The sequence below is a fragment of the Ruegeria sp. CH5 genome (genome assembly GCF_056537025.1).
The window spans coordinates 216,443-234,649 of sequence record NZ_JBQFQT010000003.1 but is presented as its reverse complement, the minus strand read 5'-3'; the positions used below and the strand labels follow the sequence as shown (position 1 = coordinate 234,649).

The 18,207-nt window shown below is 64.9% G+C and carries 15 protein-coding genes; 3 read left to right on the top strand and 12 right to left on the bottom strand.

Annotated features, from left to right (window positions below; genetic code table 11):
• Positions 1-71: 71 nt before the first annotated feature.
• The 6 genes from ACR0JC_RS11455 to ACR0JC_RS11430 all read right to left on the bottom strand — a co-directional run bounded on the left by ACR0JC_RS11455 (position 72) and on the right by ACR0JC_RS11430 (position 5,381).
• Positions 72-818, bottom strand: coding sequence for an SDR family oxidoreductase (locus ACR0JC_RS11455; protein ID WP_170341864.1), 747 nt, complete (start codon positions 816-818; stop codon positions 72-74).
• Between the two features lie 60 nt (positions 819-878).
• On the bottom strand, positions 879-1,298 hold the full coding sequence (arfB, locus tag ACR0JC_RS11450) for an alternative ribosome rescue aminoacyl-tRNA hydrolase ArfB (RefSeq protein WP_170341862.1): 420 nt from the start codon (positions 1,296-1,298) through the stop codon (positions 879-881).
• Between the two features lie 262 nt (positions 1,299-1,560).
• The gene (locus tag ACR0JC_RS11445) at positions 1,561-2,205 is read right to left on the bottom strand and encodes a queuosine precursor transporter (RefSeq protein WP_093964066.1); all 645 of its coding nucleotides are present in this window, start codon (positions 2,203-2,205) and stop codon (positions 1,561-1,563) included.
• Between the two features lie 91 nt (positions 2,206-2,296).
• A complete protein-coding gene (locus ACR0JC_RS11440; protein ID WP_170341860.1) occupies positions 2,297-3,181 on the bottom strand; it encodes an esterase-like activity of phytase family protein in 885 nt (294 codons plus the stop codon).
• Positions 3,154-4,017 carry a penicillin-insensitive murein endopeptidase gene (mepA, locus tag ACR0JC_RS11435; RefSeq protein WP_170341858.1) on the bottom strand — a complete coding sequence of 288 codons (864 nt, stop codon included), beginning with the start codon at positions 4,015-4,017 and terminating at the stop codon, positions 3,154-3,156. Before mepA ends, ACR0JC_RS11440 begins: the two co-directional genes overlap by 28 nt.
• On the bottom strand, positions 4,014-5,381 hold the full coding sequence (locus tag ACR0JC_RS11430) for an MFS transporter (protein ID WP_170341856.1): 1,368 nt from the start codon (positions 5,379-5,381) through the stop codon (positions 4,014-4,016). Before ACR0JC_RS11430 ends, mepA begins: the two co-directional genes overlap by 4 nt.
• 131 nt (positions 5,382-5,512) lie before the next feature.
• On the opposite strand from ACR0JC_RS11430, the gene ACR0JC_RS11425 reads away from it, so the two are divergent.
• The 3 genes from ACR0JC_RS11425 (at position 5,513) to yaaA (ending at position 8,721) form a co-directional block, all read left to right on the top strand.
• Positions 5,513-5,800, top strand: coding sequence for a YggT family protein (locus ACR0JC_RS11425; RefSeq protein WP_008757771.1), 288 nt, complete (start codon positions 5,513-5,515; stop codon positions 5,798-5,800).
• A gap of 76 nt (positions 5,801-5,876) precedes the next feature.
• Positions 5,877-7,916: a DNA helicase RecQ gene (recQ, locus tag ACR0JC_RS11420; RefSeq protein WP_170341854.1), complete on the top strand. Its 2,040-nt coding sequence runs from the start codon at positions 5,877-5,879 to the stop codon at positions 7,914-7,916.
• Positions 7,917-7,950: 34 nt separating this feature from the next.
• Positions 7,951-8,721 (top strand): peroxide stress protein YaaA, encoded by a 771-nt coding sequence (gene yaaA, locus ACR0JC_RS11415; protein WP_170341852.1) that lies wholly within the window; start codon positions 7,951-7,953, stop codon positions 8,719-8,721.
• Here the strand turns inward: yaaA and ACR0JC_RS11410 are convergent.
• The 6 genes from ACR0JC_RS11410 to ACR0JC_RS11385 form a co-directional block, all read right to left on the bottom strand.
• A complete protein-coding gene (locus ACR0JC_RS11410) occupies positions 8,712-9,173 on the bottom strand; it encodes a VOC family protein (protein ID WP_170341850.1) in 462 nt (153 codons plus the stop codon). The two genes, yaaA and ACR0JC_RS11410, sit on opposite strands and share 10 nt — an antisense overlap.
• A 9-nt stretch (positions 9,174-9,182) precedes the next feature.
• Complete coding sequence (locus ACR0JC_RS11405) at positions 9,183-11,396, bottom strand: response regulator (RefSeq protein ID WP_480763946.1); 2,214 nt, start codon at positions 11,394-11,396, stop codon at positions 9,183-9,185.
• A 72-nt stretch (positions 11,397-11,468) separates the two neighbouring features.
• Positions 11,469-13,511, bottom strand: a complete 2,043-nt coding sequence (locus ACR0JC_RS11400) for a DUF7408 domain-containing protein (RefSeq protein WP_170341847.1) — start codon at positions 13,509-13,511, stop codon at positions 11,469-11,471.
• Positions 13,508-16,270 (bottom strand): DUF4159 domain-containing protein, encoded by a 2,763-nt coding sequence (locus ACR0JC_RS11395; protein WP_170341844.1) that lies wholly within the window; start codon positions 16,268-16,270, stop codon positions 13,508-13,510. Before ACR0JC_RS11395 ends, ACR0JC_RS11400 begins: the two co-directional genes overlap by 4 nt.
• Positions 16,267-17,142: a DUF58 domain-containing protein gene (locus tag ACR0JC_RS11390; protein ID WP_170341842.1), complete on the bottom strand. Its 876-nt coding sequence runs from the start codon at positions 17,140-17,142 to the stop codon at positions 16,267-16,269. Before ACR0JC_RS11390 ends, ACR0JC_RS11395 begins: the two co-directional genes overlap by 4 nt.
• Positions 17,139-18,146 carry an AAA family ATPase gene (locus tag ACR0JC_RS11385; RefSeq protein ID WP_170341840.1) on the bottom strand — a complete coding sequence of 336 codons (1,008 nt, stop codon included), beginning with the start codon at positions 18,144-18,146 and terminating at the stop codon, positions 17,139-17,141. The genes ACR0JC_RS11390 and ACR0JC_RS11385 overlap by 4 nt, the downstream gene beginning before the upstream one ends.
• Positions 18,147-18,207: the final 61 nt, after the last annotated feature.

Below are 18,207 nucleotides of genomic sequence, written 5' to 3'. Positions count from 1 at the left end.
AAGTTTGTCCTTTACTGCGGGAAAGCGGGCTGCCTCTGGCGGGGATATCTCTAGCCAGATGAAGGACAGGCTCAGATGCAGCGGCCCCCGTCCACCTCGAGCGCGGTGCCGGTGATCATGCTGGCCTCGTCCGAGCACAGGAAACAGGCGGCGTTGCCCATGTCCTGCGGGGTCGAGAACCGGCCCAACGGGATGGTCGACAGGAACTTGGCGCGGATTTCGGGCGTGTCTTCGCCCATGAAGGATTTCAGCAGGGGCGTTTCCCCCGCCACCGGGCAGATCGCGTTCACGCGCACACCGGACGGGGCCAGTTCGACCGCCATGGTCTTGGTTGCGGTGATCATCCAGCCCTTGGAGGCGTTGTACCAGTTCAGGTTCGGGCGCGGTGACAATCCGGCGGTCGAGGCGACGTTCAGGATCGCCCCCGACCCGCGCGATTTCATATGCGGCACCAGCGCCCGCGCGGTCAGAAAGACCGACTTCATGTTCACGCGATAGACGCGGTCGAAGTCTTCTTCACTGACCTCCTCCAGCGGCGTCGGAAGGTGGGTCACGCCGGCATTGTTCACAAGGATATCGAGGTGGCCGTAGAGTCCCAGCGCCGCATCCGCCATCGCCTGGACCGAGTCGCCGTCGGAGACATCCACCTGGCAGTGTTCGGCCAGCGGGCCCAGCGTTGCCGCCATGTGACGCGCGGCATCCCCGTTGATATCGGCGATCATCACCCGTGCGCCCTCGGTCAGGAATTTCTGCACGATCCCGGCCCCGAACCCGGATGCGCCGCCGGTCACGATTGCGGTTTTTCCCTCCAGCCTCATGGCCTTGCCTCCCTGCCGCCTGTTGCGGTCAGACTAGCAACGGCAGGGAAAGATGCCAGATCAATCTTCCGCCACCTTGCCGCGCAGCGCCTTGACGTCGGACCGGGCCTTTTTCGCCGCCAGCCGGCGCTTGACCGAGCCATAGGTGGGCTTCGTCGCGATCCGCCGCTTGGGTTTGACCAGCGCCTTGCCGATCAGCTCGGCCAGACGGGCGCGGGCGATCTCGCGGTTGCGGGCCTGGCTGCGGGTCTCGTCGCATTGGATGATGATCGCGCCATCCTTGGTCCAGCGCCGCCCGGCCAGCCGTTTCAGCCGCGCCTTGACCGGATCGGGCAGCGAGGGCGAGCGCGCCGCCTCGAAGCGCAGCTCGACCGCGGTCGAGACCTTGTTCACGTTCTGCCCGCCGGGACCCGAGGCGCGGATGAAGCTCTCGGTCATTTCCCAATCGTACAGGGTGATATCGTCGGTGATGCGCAACATAGACGCGACCTTACAGGCGCCACCCGGAAACAGAAAGGGCCGCCCCGGCGGGACGGCCCTTCGAAAGTTCAGGAGGTCGGGTCGGTTAGATCAATCGACCAGCCGGAGCGCGCGCTCCGCCAAGGGCTGCCCTAGCAGGCGGTCCCCCCGGTTGTTCCGACACCTCTCTCCAATCTCTTTCTCGACACTGGATCACCTCCTTTTCTATCTGTTGCGGTTGAAAATGATGGTGACACAACTTGTGCCATTCTCAAAGCGTTTTTTACGCGGGCTGTGCGGTCAGGCGGGCGACGATCACCTTGAAGGGGATCAGCGCGACCAGGGCCAGCGACAGCTTCACCAGCCAGTCGGCAAAGGCCAGCGTCACCCACAGTGGCGCCTCGGGGCCCGACAGCATGAAGGGCACAGGCTCCCACGCCCAGTTGATGGCCGCATCCGCATCGGCGCCGAAGACGGTCACCGAGGCCGAGAACGCGATTGTGAAGAAGATCGCTGTATCCAGCGCCGACCCGACCAGTGTGGACACCAGCGGCGCGCGCCACCAGCGGCCTTCACGCATGGCGTTGAACACGGTGACGTCGGTCAGCTGCGCGATCAGGAACGCGGTTCCCGAAGCCACGGCGATGCGCAACGGCACGGCGGCGTAGGTGAAGCCGTCACCCTGCAGCATGATCTGGCTGCCGATCAGCGAGCAGATCACGCCGGTGACGAAGCCGGCGAACACGACCTTGCGGGCCGGGCCCACGCCATAGACGCGGTTCATGATGTCGGTGACCAGAAAGGCCAGCGGATAGGTGAAGGCACCCCAGGTCAACAGCCCGTCAAAGATCAGGAACTGGACCAGGATGTTCGAGGCCACGACGATGGCGGCCATGGCAATAATGCCGGGGATAAAGTTGCGTTGCATGTTCTGATGCCCGTTTTGACAAGGTAGCGGCGACTTGGCCAAGGGACCGTCCCAAGGCAAGCCGCGCTTCTAGACCCGGGATCGGCCCGTGTCAATCCGGCAGCAGATACTCGACCAGTTCGGTACGCTGCAGCGCCAGAAAGTTGTCGTCCGAGATCATCGTGGCCCGCAACCGCCTCTGCCCGTCGCGCCAGACCGACAGCCCCTCGAGATTGTCATGGGTTCCGGTTCCGGTCTGGAACAGGGTTTCTTCGGCCGTAGGTGTATCACCCTCGATCTGCCACCGACGCAGACGCGACCGGAACCCGGTCAGCGAGACCGCGCGTTCCAGCACGTAGAACCGCCCGTCCGGGCCGAAATCGGCCGCTACGGGCAGAAAACCGTCCCGCTGGATAAGGACGAAGGGCGTGGACCAGGCGCGCCCGTCCCAGCGATAGACCGGAATGTCGCCATTTGCCGTGCGGCTTTTCTCGGGCAGCGTGTACAGGCGGCCCTGCGTGTCGATGGCCAGCCCCTCGAACGAACCATTCTGGTCGAGCCCGTCAAAGGCCTTGGGGCGCGGCAGCACCTGCGCATGGGCACCGGGCGCAGCATAACGGGCCACGCGATGCACGCCTTCGAACGAAATGTAGAAGCTGCCATCCGGCGCCAGCGCTAGCCCCTCGGAGTCACCCGAGCTGCCGGGCATGATACGTCCCCGGCTGGACAGAACCGGCCAGTGGCCAACAATACGGATGCCGACAATCTGATCGCCATCCCGGTCGATGCGGACCGATACCAGGGTGGAGCGGTCGCTCAGCACCCATGCGCGCTGCCCGTCATCCGAGACATGGATGGCGGAAAACCCGCCGAACCAGTCATGGCCGGCGCGCCATGCAAAGCTGCCCAGATATTCGGCCGATTTGACTTCGACCGCCCAGGCGGAGCCGGCCAGAAACAGGCTGGCGATCAGTTGGACTGCAAGACGGCGGCGCATTGCTGGGGCAGATCCGCCAGAACATATTCACGCCGTTTCTTCGGAGGCGGCGCGTTGGGGTCGGGCGGCGGCGGGTTCAAGATGTTGCGCACCCACTGCTCGGCCTCGGCGCAGCCGTCGCCTTTGGGCGGCGGATCCTGATTGACGCACCCGCGCGAGCCGCGCGGACAGTTCAGCCGGACGTGGAAGTGATAATGATGCCCCCACCATGGCCGGATCTTGCGCAGATAGGCGCGATTGCCCTGTTCTTCCTTGCACATCTGCACCTTGGCGCCCGGAAACACGAAGATGCGGGCCACGCGTTTGTCCTTGGCCGCCTCGCGCAGGATGGCGTGGTGCTGTTTCGTCCAGTTGCCGTTCACATAGGCGCCGTTCGCGCGCCGCAAGGAGACCGACGAGATGTTCTCGCGCGCCTTGCGCGACAGGCGCATGTTGTCACCGGGCAGCATCCAGATGTCGATGTCTAGGCCCAGCTGGTGGCTGCGGTGGCCCGAGGTCATCGGCCCGCCGCGCGGCTGGCTGATATCCCCGATGTAAAGCCCGTTCCATCCCGGTTGTCTCGCCGCAAAACGGCTGAGGTCCTGCACAAAGTCGATGGCTTGCGGATGGCCCCAGTTGCGGTTGCGCGACAGACGCATCGCCTGCCAGGTGGGTCCGGTTTCGGGCAGTTGCACCGATCCGGCCGCGCATCCGCGCGAATAACTGCCGAAAGCGGCCGGTTTTTGTTGCGAACTGTACTTCTGAGCCCCGAACAACTGCTTGGCCAGCGGTTGGGCCCCAGCGGCCCCGGCCAGCGCAATTCCTGCCAAAAATACCAAAAAACGTAATGAAATCATCTGCTCTGATCCCCTTCCGGTTTGACCCAGCGCATTAGGAACAATCCCAGAATAAACAACCCGACGATCGGAGACACCCCCAACCGCGCGCTGCCGGTCGCGGTTGTTGCAATTCCGATCATCAAAGGCGCCGCAAAAGCGGTGGCGCGGCCCGACAGACCATAGAGGCCAAAGCTCTCGACCGGGGCGGCCGGATCGGTGTGGCGCACCATCAACGACCGGCTGGCCGATTGCAGGATGCCGCCCATCCCGCCGATCAGGATGCCGCAGCCAAAGAATACAATGTCCGGCAGGCCCGAGCCTTGGGGCAGGGCGATGCCGAAGATCTGCGTCCGGTCCATCGACACGATGGTGGTGCAGACCAGGATCAAAACCCAGATCGCAGTCAGGATCACTGGCTTGGGGCCGAATTTCCAGTCCAGCTTGCCGCCGATCCAGGCGAAGACCGCCGAAGCCAGCACGCTGATGATGCCGAAGACGCCAATCTTGATCAGGTCCCATTCCAACACCAGCCGCGCATAGACGCCGCCGAAACTGTACAGCCCGTTCAGCGCGTCCCGGTAGAACATCGATGACCCCAGATAGCTGGCAAGGCTGACCCGGTACCGCAAAGCGGCCACGGATTTGCCCAGCAGGCGCAGCGCCTTGGATACGCTGCCCTTTTTGTCGGCGGCGGGATCGTCGCGCACCCACAGGAAATACGGGACCATGAACAGGATAAACCACCCGGCGGTGAACGGCCCCACAAAACGCGTGCCTTCCCGTGCGCCGGCGTCCAGCCCGAACAGCGGCTCCATTCCGATCAGCGTCTTGCCGTTGGGCTGCTCGACGAACAGCGCCAGCATGATCGCCAGGGAAATCAGCCCGCCGAAATAGCCGAAGGCAAAGCCCGAGCCCGAGATCTCGCCCACCTCGTTGTCATCACCCAGATCGGGCAATTGCGAGTTGATGAAGATCAGCGCGTATTCCGCCCCCACGAAGCCCAGACCGAAGGCCGACAGCATCAGCCACATGTTCGACCCGTCCGGCAGCGTGAACCACAGCGCGGCAGACCCCGCGGCATACATCACCGAAAAGGCGAAGATCCACGGGATGCGCCGCCCCGAGACATCGGCCATCGCACCCAAGAGCGGCGCGCCGAAGGCGATGATCAGCCCGGTGATCGTCAGGCAGTTAGCCCAGACCGTCTGCGCCTGCGCGGCGGCGGCTTCGGCATCCATCCCGGCGGTTGCATAATATTCGGCGGCAACGCCGGCGAAATACGGACCAAAGACAAAGGTCACCAACAGGGTGTGATACGGCTGGCTGGCCCAGTCGAAAAACCACCAGCCCCAGATGCGCCTGCGCTTGGAAATCTCTGCCATCTCTGCCCCTTGCCTGCTTTTGATTTCATAAGACGGGCCTTTGGGGCATTTCGCAAGCGTTCTGTGACTGCGGGCTTGCCTAATGCCACTTGGGCACTTAGGTCTCAGGCCGTACGGAAAACGAGGTGCCCATGCTGTCGCTGATCCAAATCCTGCTGCTGATCCTGGACATCGTCTGGTTCATCATCCTGGCCCATGTGATCATGAGCTGGCTGATCAACTTCCAGGTCCTGAACCTGCATCAACAGCTGGTCGCCCAGATCTGGTACGGCCTGAACCGCCTGCTCGAGCCGATCTACGGCCCGATCCGCCGCATTCTGCCCAACATGGGCGGTCTGGACCTGACGCCGCTGGTGGTGCTGATCGGCGTCTATGCGCTGCGGATCGTCCTCATCAACAACGCGGTCTATTTCTACTGACCTCTTGTTCCCTGATTCCGACTGTGTGATTGTCCGTTCAAGAGCAGTCAAATCTTGAAACAGGGCACCCCCGCACATGTTCGACGCCGCGCCTCTGCTGCGAGATGTCTTTGGATTCGATGACTTCCGCCCCGGGCAGGAAGAGATCGTCGATGCCGTGACCGCCGGCGAGAACGTGCTGGCGATCATGCCCACCGGGGGCGGCAAATCTCTGTGTTTTCAACTGCCTGCCCTGCTGCGCGACGGGGTCACGGTGGTGATTTCGCCGCTGATCGCCCTGATGCGCGACCAGGTGCGGGGGCTGCAAGAGGCCGGGGTCGAGGCTGGTGCGCTGACCTCGGGCAACACGCCCGAGGAAACCGACGCCGTGTGGGAGGCGCTCGAGGCCGGGCGGCTGAAACTGCTCTACATGGCGCCCGAACGGCTGGCGGCGGGCTCGGCGCTGGGGATGCTGCGACGGATCAATGTCAGCCTGATCGCCGTGGACGAGGCCCATTGCGTCAGCCAGTGGGGCCATGATTTCCGCCCCGACTATCTGCGGATCGGAGAGCTGCGGCGCGCGCTGAACGTGCCCTTGGCCGCCTTCACCGCTACGGCGGATGCGGAAACCCAGGACGAAATCGTCGAGAAACTGTTCGACGGCACGCCCCCGCGCAAATTCCTGCGCGGGTTCGACCGGCCGAACATCCACCTGGCCTTTGCCGCCAAGGACAGCCCGCGCAAGCAGATCCTGGATTTCGCCGACGCCCGCCGGGGCCAGTCGGGCATCGTCTATTGCGGCACCCGCAACAAGACCGAAGTGCTGGCGCAGGCGCTGCGCGAACAGGGCCACAGCGCCTGCCACTATCACGGCGGGATGGAGGCCGAGGACCGCCGCATCGTCGAAACCCGCTTCGCGCGCGAGGACGGGCTGATCGTGGTGGCCACCGTGGCCTTTGGCATGGGCATCGACAAGCCCGACATCCGCTGGGTCGCCCATGCGGACCTACCCAAATCGATCGAGGCCTATTACCAGGAAATCGGCCGCGCCGGCCGCGACGGCGGCCCGGCCGAGACCCTGACCCTGTTCGGCCCCGACGACATCCGCCTGCGCCGCAGCCAGATCGACGAGGGGTTGGCCCCGCCCGAACGCCGCGCCGCCGACCATGCCCGCCTGAACGCTCTGCTGGGTCTGGCCGAGGCGTTGCATTGCCGCCGCCAAACTCTGCTGGGCTATTTCGGAGAACAGGCCCAGCCCTGCGGCAAATGCGATCTGTGCGACAGCCCGCCCGAGCTGTTCGACGGCACTACGCCGGTGCGCATGGCCCTGTCGGCGATCCTGCGCACCGAGGAATGGTTCGGTTCGGGCCACCTGATCGACATCCTGCTGGGCAATGACACCGACAAGATCCGCGCCCGGCGGCATGACGAATTGCCCACTTACGGCATCGGCAAGGACTGGTCGCGCCCGCAATGGCAGGCGATCTTCCGGCAGATGATGGGCCATGACCTGGTCCGCCCCGACCCTGAACGCCACGGCGCCCTGCGCATGACCGAGGCCGCCAAGCCGATCTTGAAGGGCGAGGCGCAGATCACCCTTCGCAAGGACACGCTGCGCAAGGCCACCCGCCGGCCCGCGGTCAAGATGATGGTCTCGGAAGAGGATGCGCCCCTGCTGTCGGCGCTCAAGGCCAAGCGCCGCGCCCTGGCCGAGGCCGCCCGCGTGCCCGCCTATGTCATCTTCCCCGACCGAACGCTGATCGAGATGGCGGAAAAACGCCCCATGACCCTGGACGAGATGGCCCGGATCGGCGGCGTGGGCGCAAAAAAACTGGACCGCTATGGCGACACCTTCCTCGAAGTAATCGCGGGCGAGGCGCAGGCGGTCCACCCGGCGCGCCGCAAGCTGGCCGGGCGTGAACAGGGAAATATCTACGACCGTCTGCTCGAGGTGCAGGCACAGCTGGCCCGAGGCCCGGACGGGATCGACAAACCATTGAGCTGTTCGGCCGCGCAACTGGCGAAGGTTGCGCAGATGCGGCCCGACGACGACCGCGCGCTGGAGCAAATTCTGGGCGACCGCCGCGCCGAACGTTTCGCGGCCGCCTTTCTGGACGTGCTGCGCGCGGCGGGCTAGGTATCGGCGGGCAGGCACGTACAAGGGGGTAGATATGCTGGTGGTGATCTCTCCGGCCAAACGGCTGGACTGGGCAGAACGGGACGCGACGCCGACCCAGCCCGATTTTCAGGACGACGCGATCCGGCTGGCGAAAACCGCGCGCAACCTGACGCTGGGGGATCTGAAAAAGCTGATGAGCCTCAGCGACGATTTGGCCCGGCTGAACCGCGACCGGTTCCGCGCCTTCGCCGAGGCACCACAGCCCGAAGCCACCCGGCCGGCCGCGCTGGCCTTTGCCGGCGACACCTATCAGGGGCTCGAGGCCGCTTCGCTGGACGCCCAGGAACTGGCCTGGGCGCAGGATCATCTGCGTATCCTGTCGGGGCTTTATGGCCTACTGCGCCCGCTGGACGCCATTCAGCCCTATCGGCTGGAAATGGGCAGCAGGTTGAAAACCCGACGCGGCACGTCCTTGTACGACTATTGGCGCGACCAGCTGAGCAAGGCGCTGAATGCGCAGGCCGACGAGATCGGCACCGGTACGCTGGTGAACTGCGCCAGCCAGGAATATTTCGGCGCGGTGACCCCCAAGGCGCTGAAACTGCGGGTCATCACCCCTGTCTTCATGGAGGACAAGGACGGCACGCCAAAGACTGTCAGCTTCTTCGCCAAAAAGGCCCGCGGATCAATGGCGCGGTACATCATCCAGCACCGGCTGACCGACCCTGCGGACCTGCGGGATTTCGACACCGGCGGCTATGTGTATCGGTCTGAGTTGTCGGAACCGGACAAACCGGTATTCGTGCGACCCTATCAGGCCTGATCCAGCATCGAGGCATCATACGCTACCAGTTCGACCGTGTTGCCCTCAGGGTCCGTGGTAAACACGCCGCGCCAACCGATCCAGCCGAACCGTTCGACGCGATAGGGCTGGCCGATTTGATCATACCAGCGCATGACGGCCTCTTGTTCCGCAAAGGGAAGAGACAAGGCGATATGGTGCAGCGACGATTGCGCCCCGGTCATGGGTTTGTCGGCACCGGTGGGGTGCAAGCCCGGCCGCGGCGCCGCCCCATGGTGAAACAGCGCCAGAACCTGTGTGTGTCCTTCGAACCCTTCCGCAATCCGAAAGAACGTTATGGCGCTGTCATGACCGCCATTCAGGCGGGTCAGCCCGATGACGTTTTCATAGAAATCAACCATCGCTGCCATGTCGGCGCAGCGTATTGCGATTTCACCCAAAGCGCGGGGGCGAAACCCTCGTTCTTGTGACATGGCGCCAGCCTAGACCGCACCGGCCGGCGCGACAATCACGTGTTGCGCATCTTTCGGGCAGTTGGACTGGATCATCTCGCAAATCAGCTTCTTCTGAAGCGGTTTCGTCAGGTAGTGATCCAACCCGGCCGCTAGGATGCTGTGCTCGTCACCCGCCAAGGCATGAGCGGTCAGCGCCACGATCGGCACATGCTGCCCTGTGCCGATTTCGCGTCTACGGATCTCACCCGTGGCCTGCTTTCCGTCCATCTTGGGCATCGAGATGTCCATAAGGATCAGGTCAGGGGCAAATTTCGCAAAGGCTTCGACAGCCTCAAGCCCGTTGGCCACCAGCTTGAGGTCTATGTTCAGATCCTTGGTCATCTTGCTCAGGATCAACTGGTTGGTGCGATTGTCCTCGGCGGCCAGAACCCGCATCTTGCGCAGCTTCGTGTTTTCGCCAGACGATTGGGCCGGCTCCGCGCGGCAGGGCGGGGAAACAGGCGCAGGCAACACAGCGGCGCCCAGCACCTGAAGCTGCGAGAACAGCTCGGCCCGTGGGATCGGTTTCTGAACCACCCCTTGTATCAGCCGATGGTTCGGATCGGCGTGCGCGATGGCCGGGTTTGCGGACATCAGCACGATCGGAACGTCGGACCAGCCTCGCTTGCGCAGAGTTTCCGCCAAATCCAGCCCGTCCATGTCAGGCAGATCGTGATCGCAAAGGATCAGGTCGACCGACGCTTCCACCGCCCTCAGCGCTTCGGTGCCTGTGGCGCAAACCGTCACCTCGGCCCCCAAACGCCGCAGCTGCTTGTTCAGAATGGCCCGATTGACCGCCAGATCCTCGACCACGAGGACATGTTTCAGCCTGTCCGCCAAGGCAGGTGGAGCCGGTTGAGGGCCTTCGGCGGTGGGCAGTGTGATCCGGAACCCAAAGCACGATCCCTTGCCGGCCTCGCTCTCGACCCAGATCGAGCCACCCATCAAGGTAATCAGGCGTTTGGTGATGGCCAGACCAAGGCCAGTGCCGTCAAAGGCGCGGGTCTTTTCGTTTTCAACCTGATTGAACTCGCCGAAGATGTGCTCGATCTTGTCCGCTTCGATGCCGATTCCGGTGTCTTCGATCGCAATGTGGATGTCGCAGGTCTTCTGATCGGCATGCGGTACTCCGGTGACCCGGATCAGAACATGGCCCTGGGCGGTGAATTTGACCGCGTTGCCCACCAGATTGGTCAGCACCTGACGCACCCGGCCTGGATCGCCCACGAACAGCGTCGGCAGGAACAGGTCATAGTCGACCAGCAAGGTCAGCCCCTTGTCGCGCACCGTGGGCTGCAGCAGCATCGCAACTTCGAGGATGCAACGTTCAAGATCGAAATCCTCCGGATGCAGCACAAGCTTGTCCGCTTCGATCTTGGAATAGTCCAGAACGTCATTGATGATGACCAGCAGCGCGTCCCCCGAATTGCGGATCGTATCGACATAAAGCCTCTGCTCCTCATTCAGAGGGGTTTCCGACAGCAGGTCGGTCATCCCGACGATGCCATTCTTCGGGGTCCGGATCTCATGGCTCATATTGGCAAGGAAAGCCGACTTGGCCCGGTTGGCGGCCTCGGCCTTTTCGCGCGCGGCTTGCAGTTGCGCCTCATGCTGGACCGAGGCCGTGATGTTCAGGGCCAGACTGACCACATCGCCGCCCTGCCCGCGCTGGTCGATCAGCTTGATATATTGCCCATTCCACAGCTGGATCACTTCGGGCGGCGGGTTGATCCGGGTCCAGCGGCGCATCATGCGGGTTTTCCACGCCTCGGCCGGTTCCGACCCGATATCGATGATGCCCTCTGTGGTCAGCAGATCAAGAATGCGGGGGTATGAAATCCCGGGCGCGACCTCATCCAGTCCTTCGAATACGCTCAGATAGGCCGTATTTGCGCTGATCAACCGATCACTGCCGTCGAAGAAGGCGAAACCGTCCTGGATCGTCTGGATCGAGTGCCAGAGGCGGCGTTCGGCCACTTCGATCTTGGCATTTGCAACGGTCAGGTCCGATTTGACCTTTTCATTCTCGCCACGCACGGTTTCGACCTCGGCCTCGGTCTCGCCGATACGTTTGGTCAGGGCCATCGCATATTCGCCCAGCTTGCGATTGGCCTCGGACAGTTCACTTTGCTGAAGTGCAAGCATGCGTTCGGCGGCCAGACGCGCCCGCCGTTCCTGTGCCAGTTTTTCTGCAAGACTCATGGTCATCTTCCCGGTCGGTTCGGGATCAGCATTCCCGCAGACCGTGAAAATCTGTTTAAGACCAAAGGCCGGTCAGCGCCGTCCTTCGCGCAGCCAGCCCGCCAGCAGGAAGCCACCCGCCAGCAGCAGCACCAGCCAGGGAGGCAACAGTCCGGCCTGGGTCACGTCACGGGTTTCATATGCCTCGCGCGGGGTCAGACCGATCCAGCCACGCCCGGCCGCAGGACGCCCGGCGCGCACGTTGCGGATTGCCGGCAGCCCGTCCTCGACCCGGATCACCCCGCCGCGCATCCCGGCCATGACCGGTTCAAGGATTTCGGCTGTTGCGATGGTGCGTTCGAATTCCCGCGGCGCCGCAGGGCCAAGGCCGATGACCGAGGACAGCTCACCTTCCTGCAGGCGATAAAGCCCAATTTCAGGGCCGAAATACTGCGCCTCGAACCGACCGGGGGACAATTCGCGCAAGGGCACTTCAAGCGTGTCGCCATTGGGTCGGGTGACCGTGACGGGGCCCACCTCTTCGTTCAGGGTCTGGCGGATGATGCGCATTGACTGCCCGTTGGCCTCTGCCCACAGCGCCTCTTCTTCAAGCTCGGGCTCTTTCATCATCCAGTGGGCAAGGCGGCGCAGCAGTTCCAACTGCGGGCCACCGCCCTCGTAGCCACGGCTCCACAGCCAGGCGTGGTCCGAGGCCAGCAACGCCACGCGCCCTTCCCCCACACGGTCCAGCACCAGCAGCGGACGGTCGTCGACGCCGGTCATCAACAATTCACCCGAGCGCTGTTTCACGTCGATCTGCCGCAGCCATGCGCCCCAGTCGCCCGTCTCACCCAGATCGGCGGTCACCGGATGACGCTGGCCCAGGTCTGTCACCGTGGGCACGTAGCGTTCTTCGATGACCCGGGCCGAGGGTTGCGCCGGCAGGATCGCAGACAGGGGCGAGCGGAAGATGCTGTCGGCGGTGGCAAAGTCTGGCCCGGCCGCAATCAGCACAGCACCGCCGTCATTGATGTAGTTGGTCACGTTGTCCAGATAGATCGCGGGCAGGATGCCGCGCCGCTTGTAGCGGTCAAAGATGATCAGGTCGAAATCGTTGATCTTCTCCAGAAACAGCTCGCGCGTGGGGAATGCGATCAGCGACAGTTCGTCCACCGGAACCCCGTCCTGTTTCTCGGGTGGGCGCAGGATGGTGAAATGCACCAGATCGACCGAGCTGTCGGATTTCAGCAGATTGCGCCAGGTTCGCCCGCCCGGATGCGGCTCGCCCGAAACCAACAGAACCCGAAGCCGGTCGCGCACGCCGTTCATCTGGATCAAGGCGGTGTTGTTGCGGTCGGTCAGTTCGCCGTCGGCCTGCGGAACCGTGAACTGGATGACGTTGCGCCCGCCATGGGGCAGGGTCACCGGCAGTTCGACATCCACACCGATCGGGATGCTGAACTGCTGCGGCTCGCCCCCGTCCACCGCAATCTCGAGCGGGGCGGACGCCGGACCGGCGGGCACCGCGCCACTGTCCTCGACCCGCAAGGTCAGAGTGACGGGCTCATCGATGATGGCAAAGGCCGGCGCATTACGCACGATCAGGCGGCGGTCCCAGTCCTGCGCGCGACCGGTCTGCAACAGGTGCATCGGCGCGGGCAGGTCTGGGGCCTGATCGACGTCATGCACGATGCCGTCGGACAGGACCAGAATTCCGGCGATCCGGGCGCGCGGTTCCTCGGCCAGCGCGGCATTCAGCGCCGCCATCACCTGGGTACCTTCGTCTCCGTCGCCGTCGCCCACGGTGATGCGGCGCAGTTCGGTGTTGTCGCGGGCCTCGATCTCGGCGGCCAGGGCCTCGGCGGTCTGCGCGGTCTGTTCGGCGCGGTCCGACAGGGTTTGGCTGGCGCTTTCATCCTCGATCATCAACACGATGTCGGTCAGCGGGGCGCGGTCCTCGATCTGGTAGACCGGGCCGGACAAAGCCGCCAGCAGCACCAGCGCCGCCAGTCCGCGCAACGCCCAACCCGACAGCCCGCGCCACAGCGCCAGAACCGTCGCGGCCAAAGCGATCGAACCGATGACCACCAGCACAGGCCACGGGATCAGCGGGTCAAAGATGACGGAACCGGTCATTGGCCCAACCTGTCAAGCAGAGCAGGCACGTGCACCTGATCGGATTTGTAGTTCCCGGTCAGCACGTGCATGACCAGGTTGACGCCGAACCGATTGGCCAGCTCGCGCTGGCGTTCTCCGGCATAGCCGCGCCCGACCGGCAGCAGCGCCTGCCCGTTCCGGTCGATTGCCCAGGCCCCGGCCCAGTCGTTGCCACCGATCACCACCGGGGTGACGTTGTCGTTGAGGTTGCGGAAGGGCATGCCTTCGATCTGTTCGGCGTCCAGGGGCGCGGCCTCGACCCAGACCTCGGTTCCGGCAAAGCGGCCGGGGAAATCCTGCAACAGGTAAAATGCACGGGTCAGGACATGATCGCGTGGAACAGGCTCTAACGCAGGGATATTCAGCGGCGCAGCCAGTTGCTGCAACTTGCGGCCATTGGGGCTCGAGGCGCCAAACCCGGCGATGTTGGCGTCCCGCGTGTCAAACAGGATCATCCCGCCCGACCGCAGATAGCCATTCAGCTTGGCATAAGCTTCGGCCGAAGGCTGGGGCTGATCCGGCGTGATCGGCCAGTAGAGCAGCGGGAAGAAGGCCAGTTCATCACGTTCAAGGTCCACGCCCATAGGCTCGGCCGGTTCGACGGACGTGCGATAAAACAGAGTTTGCGACAGGCCGCGCAGCCCGGCATGGGCGACGTCGTCAATCTGGGCATTGCCGGTCAGTACATGGGCCAGCACCAATTCCTTGGTCGCCTGCAGGGCGAATTCAGTCTCCTCGGGCGTCTGCGCATGCGCCTGCGGTGCGATCAGAACCGCACCCAGCGCGACCGCCGCCGCCCGCGCCAGCCCCAGACGCCCCGACAGCGCCAGCGAGGCCACGACGTCAACCGCCAGCAGGATCAGGGCCAGGCTCAGCAGCAGACCCCCGATCGGCGTCTCGGCACTGACCTCCTGCCCCTTGATCGGCACATCCGCAGGCCAACTTATCGGGCGCAGCGTGCTGTCCTCGGTGAGCACGTTCAGGGCCAGTTTCTGCTTGCCGCTTTCATACAGACCCGGGCGCAAGTCGGGGCCAAGGGCGCTGGATACCAGCGCCGGGCCATCGACACCGGCCAGATTGCCCGCATCAGACAAGGTTCCGAACCCGTCCATCACCTGAATCGGCTCCCACGTGGTGCCTTGCAGCTGTTCGACCTGCCGCGTCTTGGCCGCCGAGGCCACGGCCAGCCGGTCGAGCATTTCGACGAACAGGCCCGACAGCGGCAGGGTCGACCATTCAGCATCGGCGGTGACATGGAACAGCACCACCTGACCCAGGCCCAGCGGCTTGCGCGTCACCAGCGGGGTGCCATCCGACAGCGCGGCGATCACCCGGTCGGCCAGGTTCGGGTCGGGCTGCGCCATCACCTGGGTGCTGACGGTCACATCGTCGGGGATGCGCAACCCGTAGAAGGGCGAACCTTCCTGGAAAGGCGCCAGACCCTTGGCGTCGCCCCAGCTCATCGCGCCGCCGACCGAGCGGCCACCGCTGCGCAACCGCACCGGCAAAAGGGCGTCTTCGGCATCGCGGCCCAGATCGCTGGCCGCCATGTGCGGACCGGCAAAGCGCAGCAACAGTCCGCCCTGCTCGACCCATTCGACCAATCCGGCCTGTTCGGCGGGGGTCAGCTTGGCCACATCGGCCAGCACGATCACATCCGGGTTGGCGGGTAGAACCTCGGCCAGCCCGCCCTCGACGAAATCGGCGGTGGGGATCAGCACCTGCGTCAGATAGTGCAGCGGCGACAGCAGCTCCAGCCCCTCGCGGTTGACGGTTCCGGCGATCAGCGCGACCTCGCGCCGGCGCAGGCTGTCATCGGTCAGCGACACCGCCCCGGCAGACCGCTGGCCCTGCAGCTCGAACCGCGTGATGCGGGCGCGCAGTTCGGATGGCAAGGCCAGATCAGCCTGTGCCTGGGTCGCGCCGCTCTCGAAGCTGACCTCGACCGATTGCAGCAGGCGCATCACGCCCGCCGGGTCGCGCCCCTGCGCATTGATGGTGACGGTCTGCGCCGGACCGGGTGTGGCGCGCACCGCGGTGAGTCGGATCGCCCCATCCTGATAGGTGGCCGGCAGCAGCGCCAGGATCGGCGCCGCCGCGCGATAGACCGTGACCGCGCCCCGCGCCTGCAGCGCAAACAGCAGGGTTTCCCGGCCCGGATAGTCCAGCTTGTCGGTGAACCAGTGCGTATCGAACCCGCCCTCGACCGTCGACAGGTCGGCCAGCGCCTGTTCGATCTGCGCCGCGTCCGGCTGCCACGGCTGCGGAACCAGCCCGGGCAGGCGGTTGCGCCAGGCTTCGGCGGCCTGGAAAACGGGCGGTTCCGGCTCGGTCAGACGCAGGATCGACACCGGGCGCCCGGCCCGTCCGGCTTCGGTCAGCTGCGCGTCGAGCTGATCCAGCGTGGCGGGCCAGCGCGTGGCCCCGGCCCAGCTGGCATCCAGCACCAGCAGCAACGGCCCCGATCCGGACTCATCGCGCGACGGGTTCAGCACCGGGCCGGCCAGCCCAATGATGATCGCCGCCGCCGCCAGCATCCGCAGCAGCAACAGCCACCACGGGGTGCGGTCGGATACGCTCTCGTCGTCCTTCAAGCCCAGCAACAGGGTCACCGCCGGGAACAGCCGTCGGATCGGCGCGGGCGGCACGGCGCGCAGGATCAGCCACAGGATCGGCAGGGTCAGCAGACCCAGCAACACCCATGGCGCGGTAAAGCCGATGCCCGCCAGAACCGTCATCGCGCCCCTCCGTCCAGCGCACGATAGAGCCACAACAGGGCCGCCTGCGCGCTGTCGCCCGTATGGTGCAGGCCCAGCTGCCACCCGGTCACCCGGCACAGGCGGGTCAGGTCATCCTTGCGCCGCGCCAGCCGCGCCAGATAGCGCTCGCGCAGGTCGCCGGCCTTGAGGGTCTCGTGCCGGACCGAGCCGCCGACGCTTTCGAAGATGGTGCGCCCGCGATAGGGGAAGTTCTCCTCGCCCGGGTCCAGAACCTGCAGCAGCACGCCGCGCACGCCGCGATCGGCGGCCTTGGTCAGGGCCAGTTCGACCTCGTCCAGCGGGCCGAGGAAGTCAGAGATGAACACGGCGCGGGCATGGGGGATCATGGCGCGGTGTTCGGGCGGGGCATAATCGGCCTCGGTATCTTCGGACAGGGCCTGCGCCAGCCGGATGATCTGGGCGTTGCCGCGCCGGGGCGGCAGGGTGGTTCCGGTCAGGCCCACACGCTCGCCCCCGCGCACCAGCAGAATCGCCGTGGCCAACCCCAGAAGGCGGGCCCGGTCGGCCTTGGTGGGCAGAGATTTGTCGGACGCAAAGCGCATCGAGGCGCCCTGATCGACCCACAGCATGATCGACTGCGCAATCTGCCATTCGCGTTCGCGCACGTATTGCTGATCGCCGCGGGCCGAGCGCCGGTGGTCGATCATCCGCCGGCTGTCGCCGATTTGCGCCGGCCGGTATTGCCAGAAATCATCGCCCAACCCCGAACGCCGCCGGCCGTGATCGCCCAGCAGCACGGTTCCGGCCAGGTGTTCGGCCCGCGCCAACAAGGGCGGCAGCCGGGACGCCTCGGCCTCGGATCTTTCGCGAAGGGTGCGGGCCGCGTTCACGCCGCCGCCTCGGCCCGGACAAGCCCCGCCGCGGTGGTTTCGATCAGGTCGGCCAGGCTGTCACCGCGCGCCCGCGCGGCGAAGTTCAGCGCCATCCGGTGGCTGAGCACCGGGCGCGCCATGTCCAGCACGTCTTCGGCGTTGGGGGCCAGCCGGCCCTGCAGCATCGCCCGCGCCCGCACCGTCATCATCAGCGCCTGCGCCGCGCGCGGACCGGGGCCCCAGGCGACGGTCTCGGACACGCGCTCGGACACGCCGGGTTCCTCGGGGCGGAACGCGCGCACCAGATCGAGGATCAGTTCGACCACCGACTCGCCCACCGGCATCCTGCGCAGCAGAACCTGCGCGGCCAGCAGTTCTTCTTTGGTGAAGATCTGGTGCGCCTCCTCCTCGGCCGCGCCGGTAGTGGCCAGCAGGATGTCACGCTCAGTCTGGCGGTCAGGATAGTTCACGTCGATCTGCACCAGGAAACGGTCAAGTTGGGCCTCAGGCAGCGGATAAGTGCCCTCCTGTTCGATGGGGTTCTGCGTGGCAAGCACATGGAACGGCACGCCCAGCGTGCGGTCTTCGCCTGCGACGGTCACCGTGCGTTCCTGCATCGCCTGCAGCAGCGCCGACTGGGTGCGCGGGCTGGCGCGGTTGATCTCGTCCGCCATCAAGAGTTCACAGAAGATCGGGCCGGGAATGAATCGGAAATGACGGCTGCCATCCTCGGCGGTATCCAGAACCTCGGACCCCAGAATGTCGGCCGGCATCAGGTCAGGGGTGAACTGGATGCGGTTGCCATGCAGGCCCATGACCGTCGACAGGGTTTCGACCAGCCGCGTCTTGCCCAGGCCCGGCAGCCCGATCAGCAGGGCATGACCGCCACACAGCAGCGCCGTCAGCGTCAGGTCAACGACCCTCTCCTGCCCGATGAAGCGGCGGGTGATCGAGGATTTGGCCTGTTGCAGTTTCTCTTCCAGCGCTTCGATCTCGGAGACGAGGTCGGCAGGTTCGGTCATGACTTTCCCTTCCGTGGACTTATTATGGTTGAAGTGTATCGCGCTGAGAGGAAATGGCAAA

What these genes read in the sequence shown, in the direction of transcription:
- ACR0JC_RS11395 (WP_170341844.1), bottom strand. Translation starts at nt 16,270, where the DNA reads ATGACGGTTCTGGCGGGCATCGGCTTTACCGCGCCATGGGTGTTGCTG.
- ACR0JC_RS11425 (WP_008757771.1), top strand. Translation starts at nt 5,513, where the DNA reads ATGCTGTCGCTGATCCAAATCCTGCTGCTGATCCTGGACATCGTCTGG.
- yaaA (WP_170341852.1), top strand. Translation starts at nt 7,951, where the DNA reads ATGCTGGTGGTGATCTCTCCGGCCAAACGGCTGGACTGGGCAGAACGG.
- ACR0JC_RS11430 (WP_170341856.1), bottom strand. Translation starts at nt 5,381, where the DNA reads ATGGCAGAGATTTCCAAGCGCAGGCGCATCTGGGGCTGGTGGTTTTTC.
- arfB (WP_170341862.1), bottom strand. Translation starts at nt 1,298, where the DNA reads ATGTTGCGCATCACCGACGATATCACCCTGTACGATTGGGAAATGACC.
- recQ (WP_170341854.1), top strand. Translation starts at nt 5,877, where the DNA reads ATGTTCGACGCCGCGCCTCTGCTGCGAGATGTCTTTGGATTCGATGAC.
- mepA (WP_170341858.1), bottom strand. Translation starts at nt 4,017, where the DNA reads ATGATTTCATTACGTTTTTTGGTATTTTTGGCAGGAATTGCGCTGGCC.
- ACR0JC_RS11405 (WP_480763946.1), bottom strand. Translation starts at nt 11,396, where the DNA reads ATGAGTCTTGCAGAAAAACTGGCACAGGAACGGCGGGCGCGTCTGGCC.
- ACR0JC_RS11385 (WP_170341840.1), bottom strand. Translation starts at nt 18,146, where the DNA reads ATGACCGAACCTGCCGACCTCGTCTCCGAGATCGAAGCGCTGGAAGAG.
- ACR0JC_RS11455 (WP_170341864.1), bottom strand. Translation starts at nt 818, where the DNA reads ATGAGGCTGGAGGGAAAAACCGCAATCGTGACCGGCGGCGCATCCGGG.
- ACR0JC_RS11410 (WP_170341850.1), bottom strand. Translation starts at nt 9,173, where the DNA reads ATGTCACAAGAACGAGGGTTTCGCCCCCGCGCTTTGGGTGAAATCGCA.
- ACR0JC_RS11400 (WP_170341847.1), bottom strand. Translation starts at nt 13,511, where the DNA reads ATGACCGGTTCCGTCATCTTTGACCCGCTGATCCCGTGGCCTGTGCTG.
- ACR0JC_RS11445 (WP_093964066.1), bottom strand. Translation starts at nt 2,205, where the DNA reads ATGCAACGCAACTTTATCCCCGGCATTATTGCCATGGCCGCCATCGTC.
- ACR0JC_RS11440 (WP_170341860.1), bottom strand. Translation starts at nt 3,181, where the DNA reads ATGCGCCGCCGTCTTGCAGTCCAACTGATCGCCAGCCTGTTTCTGGCC.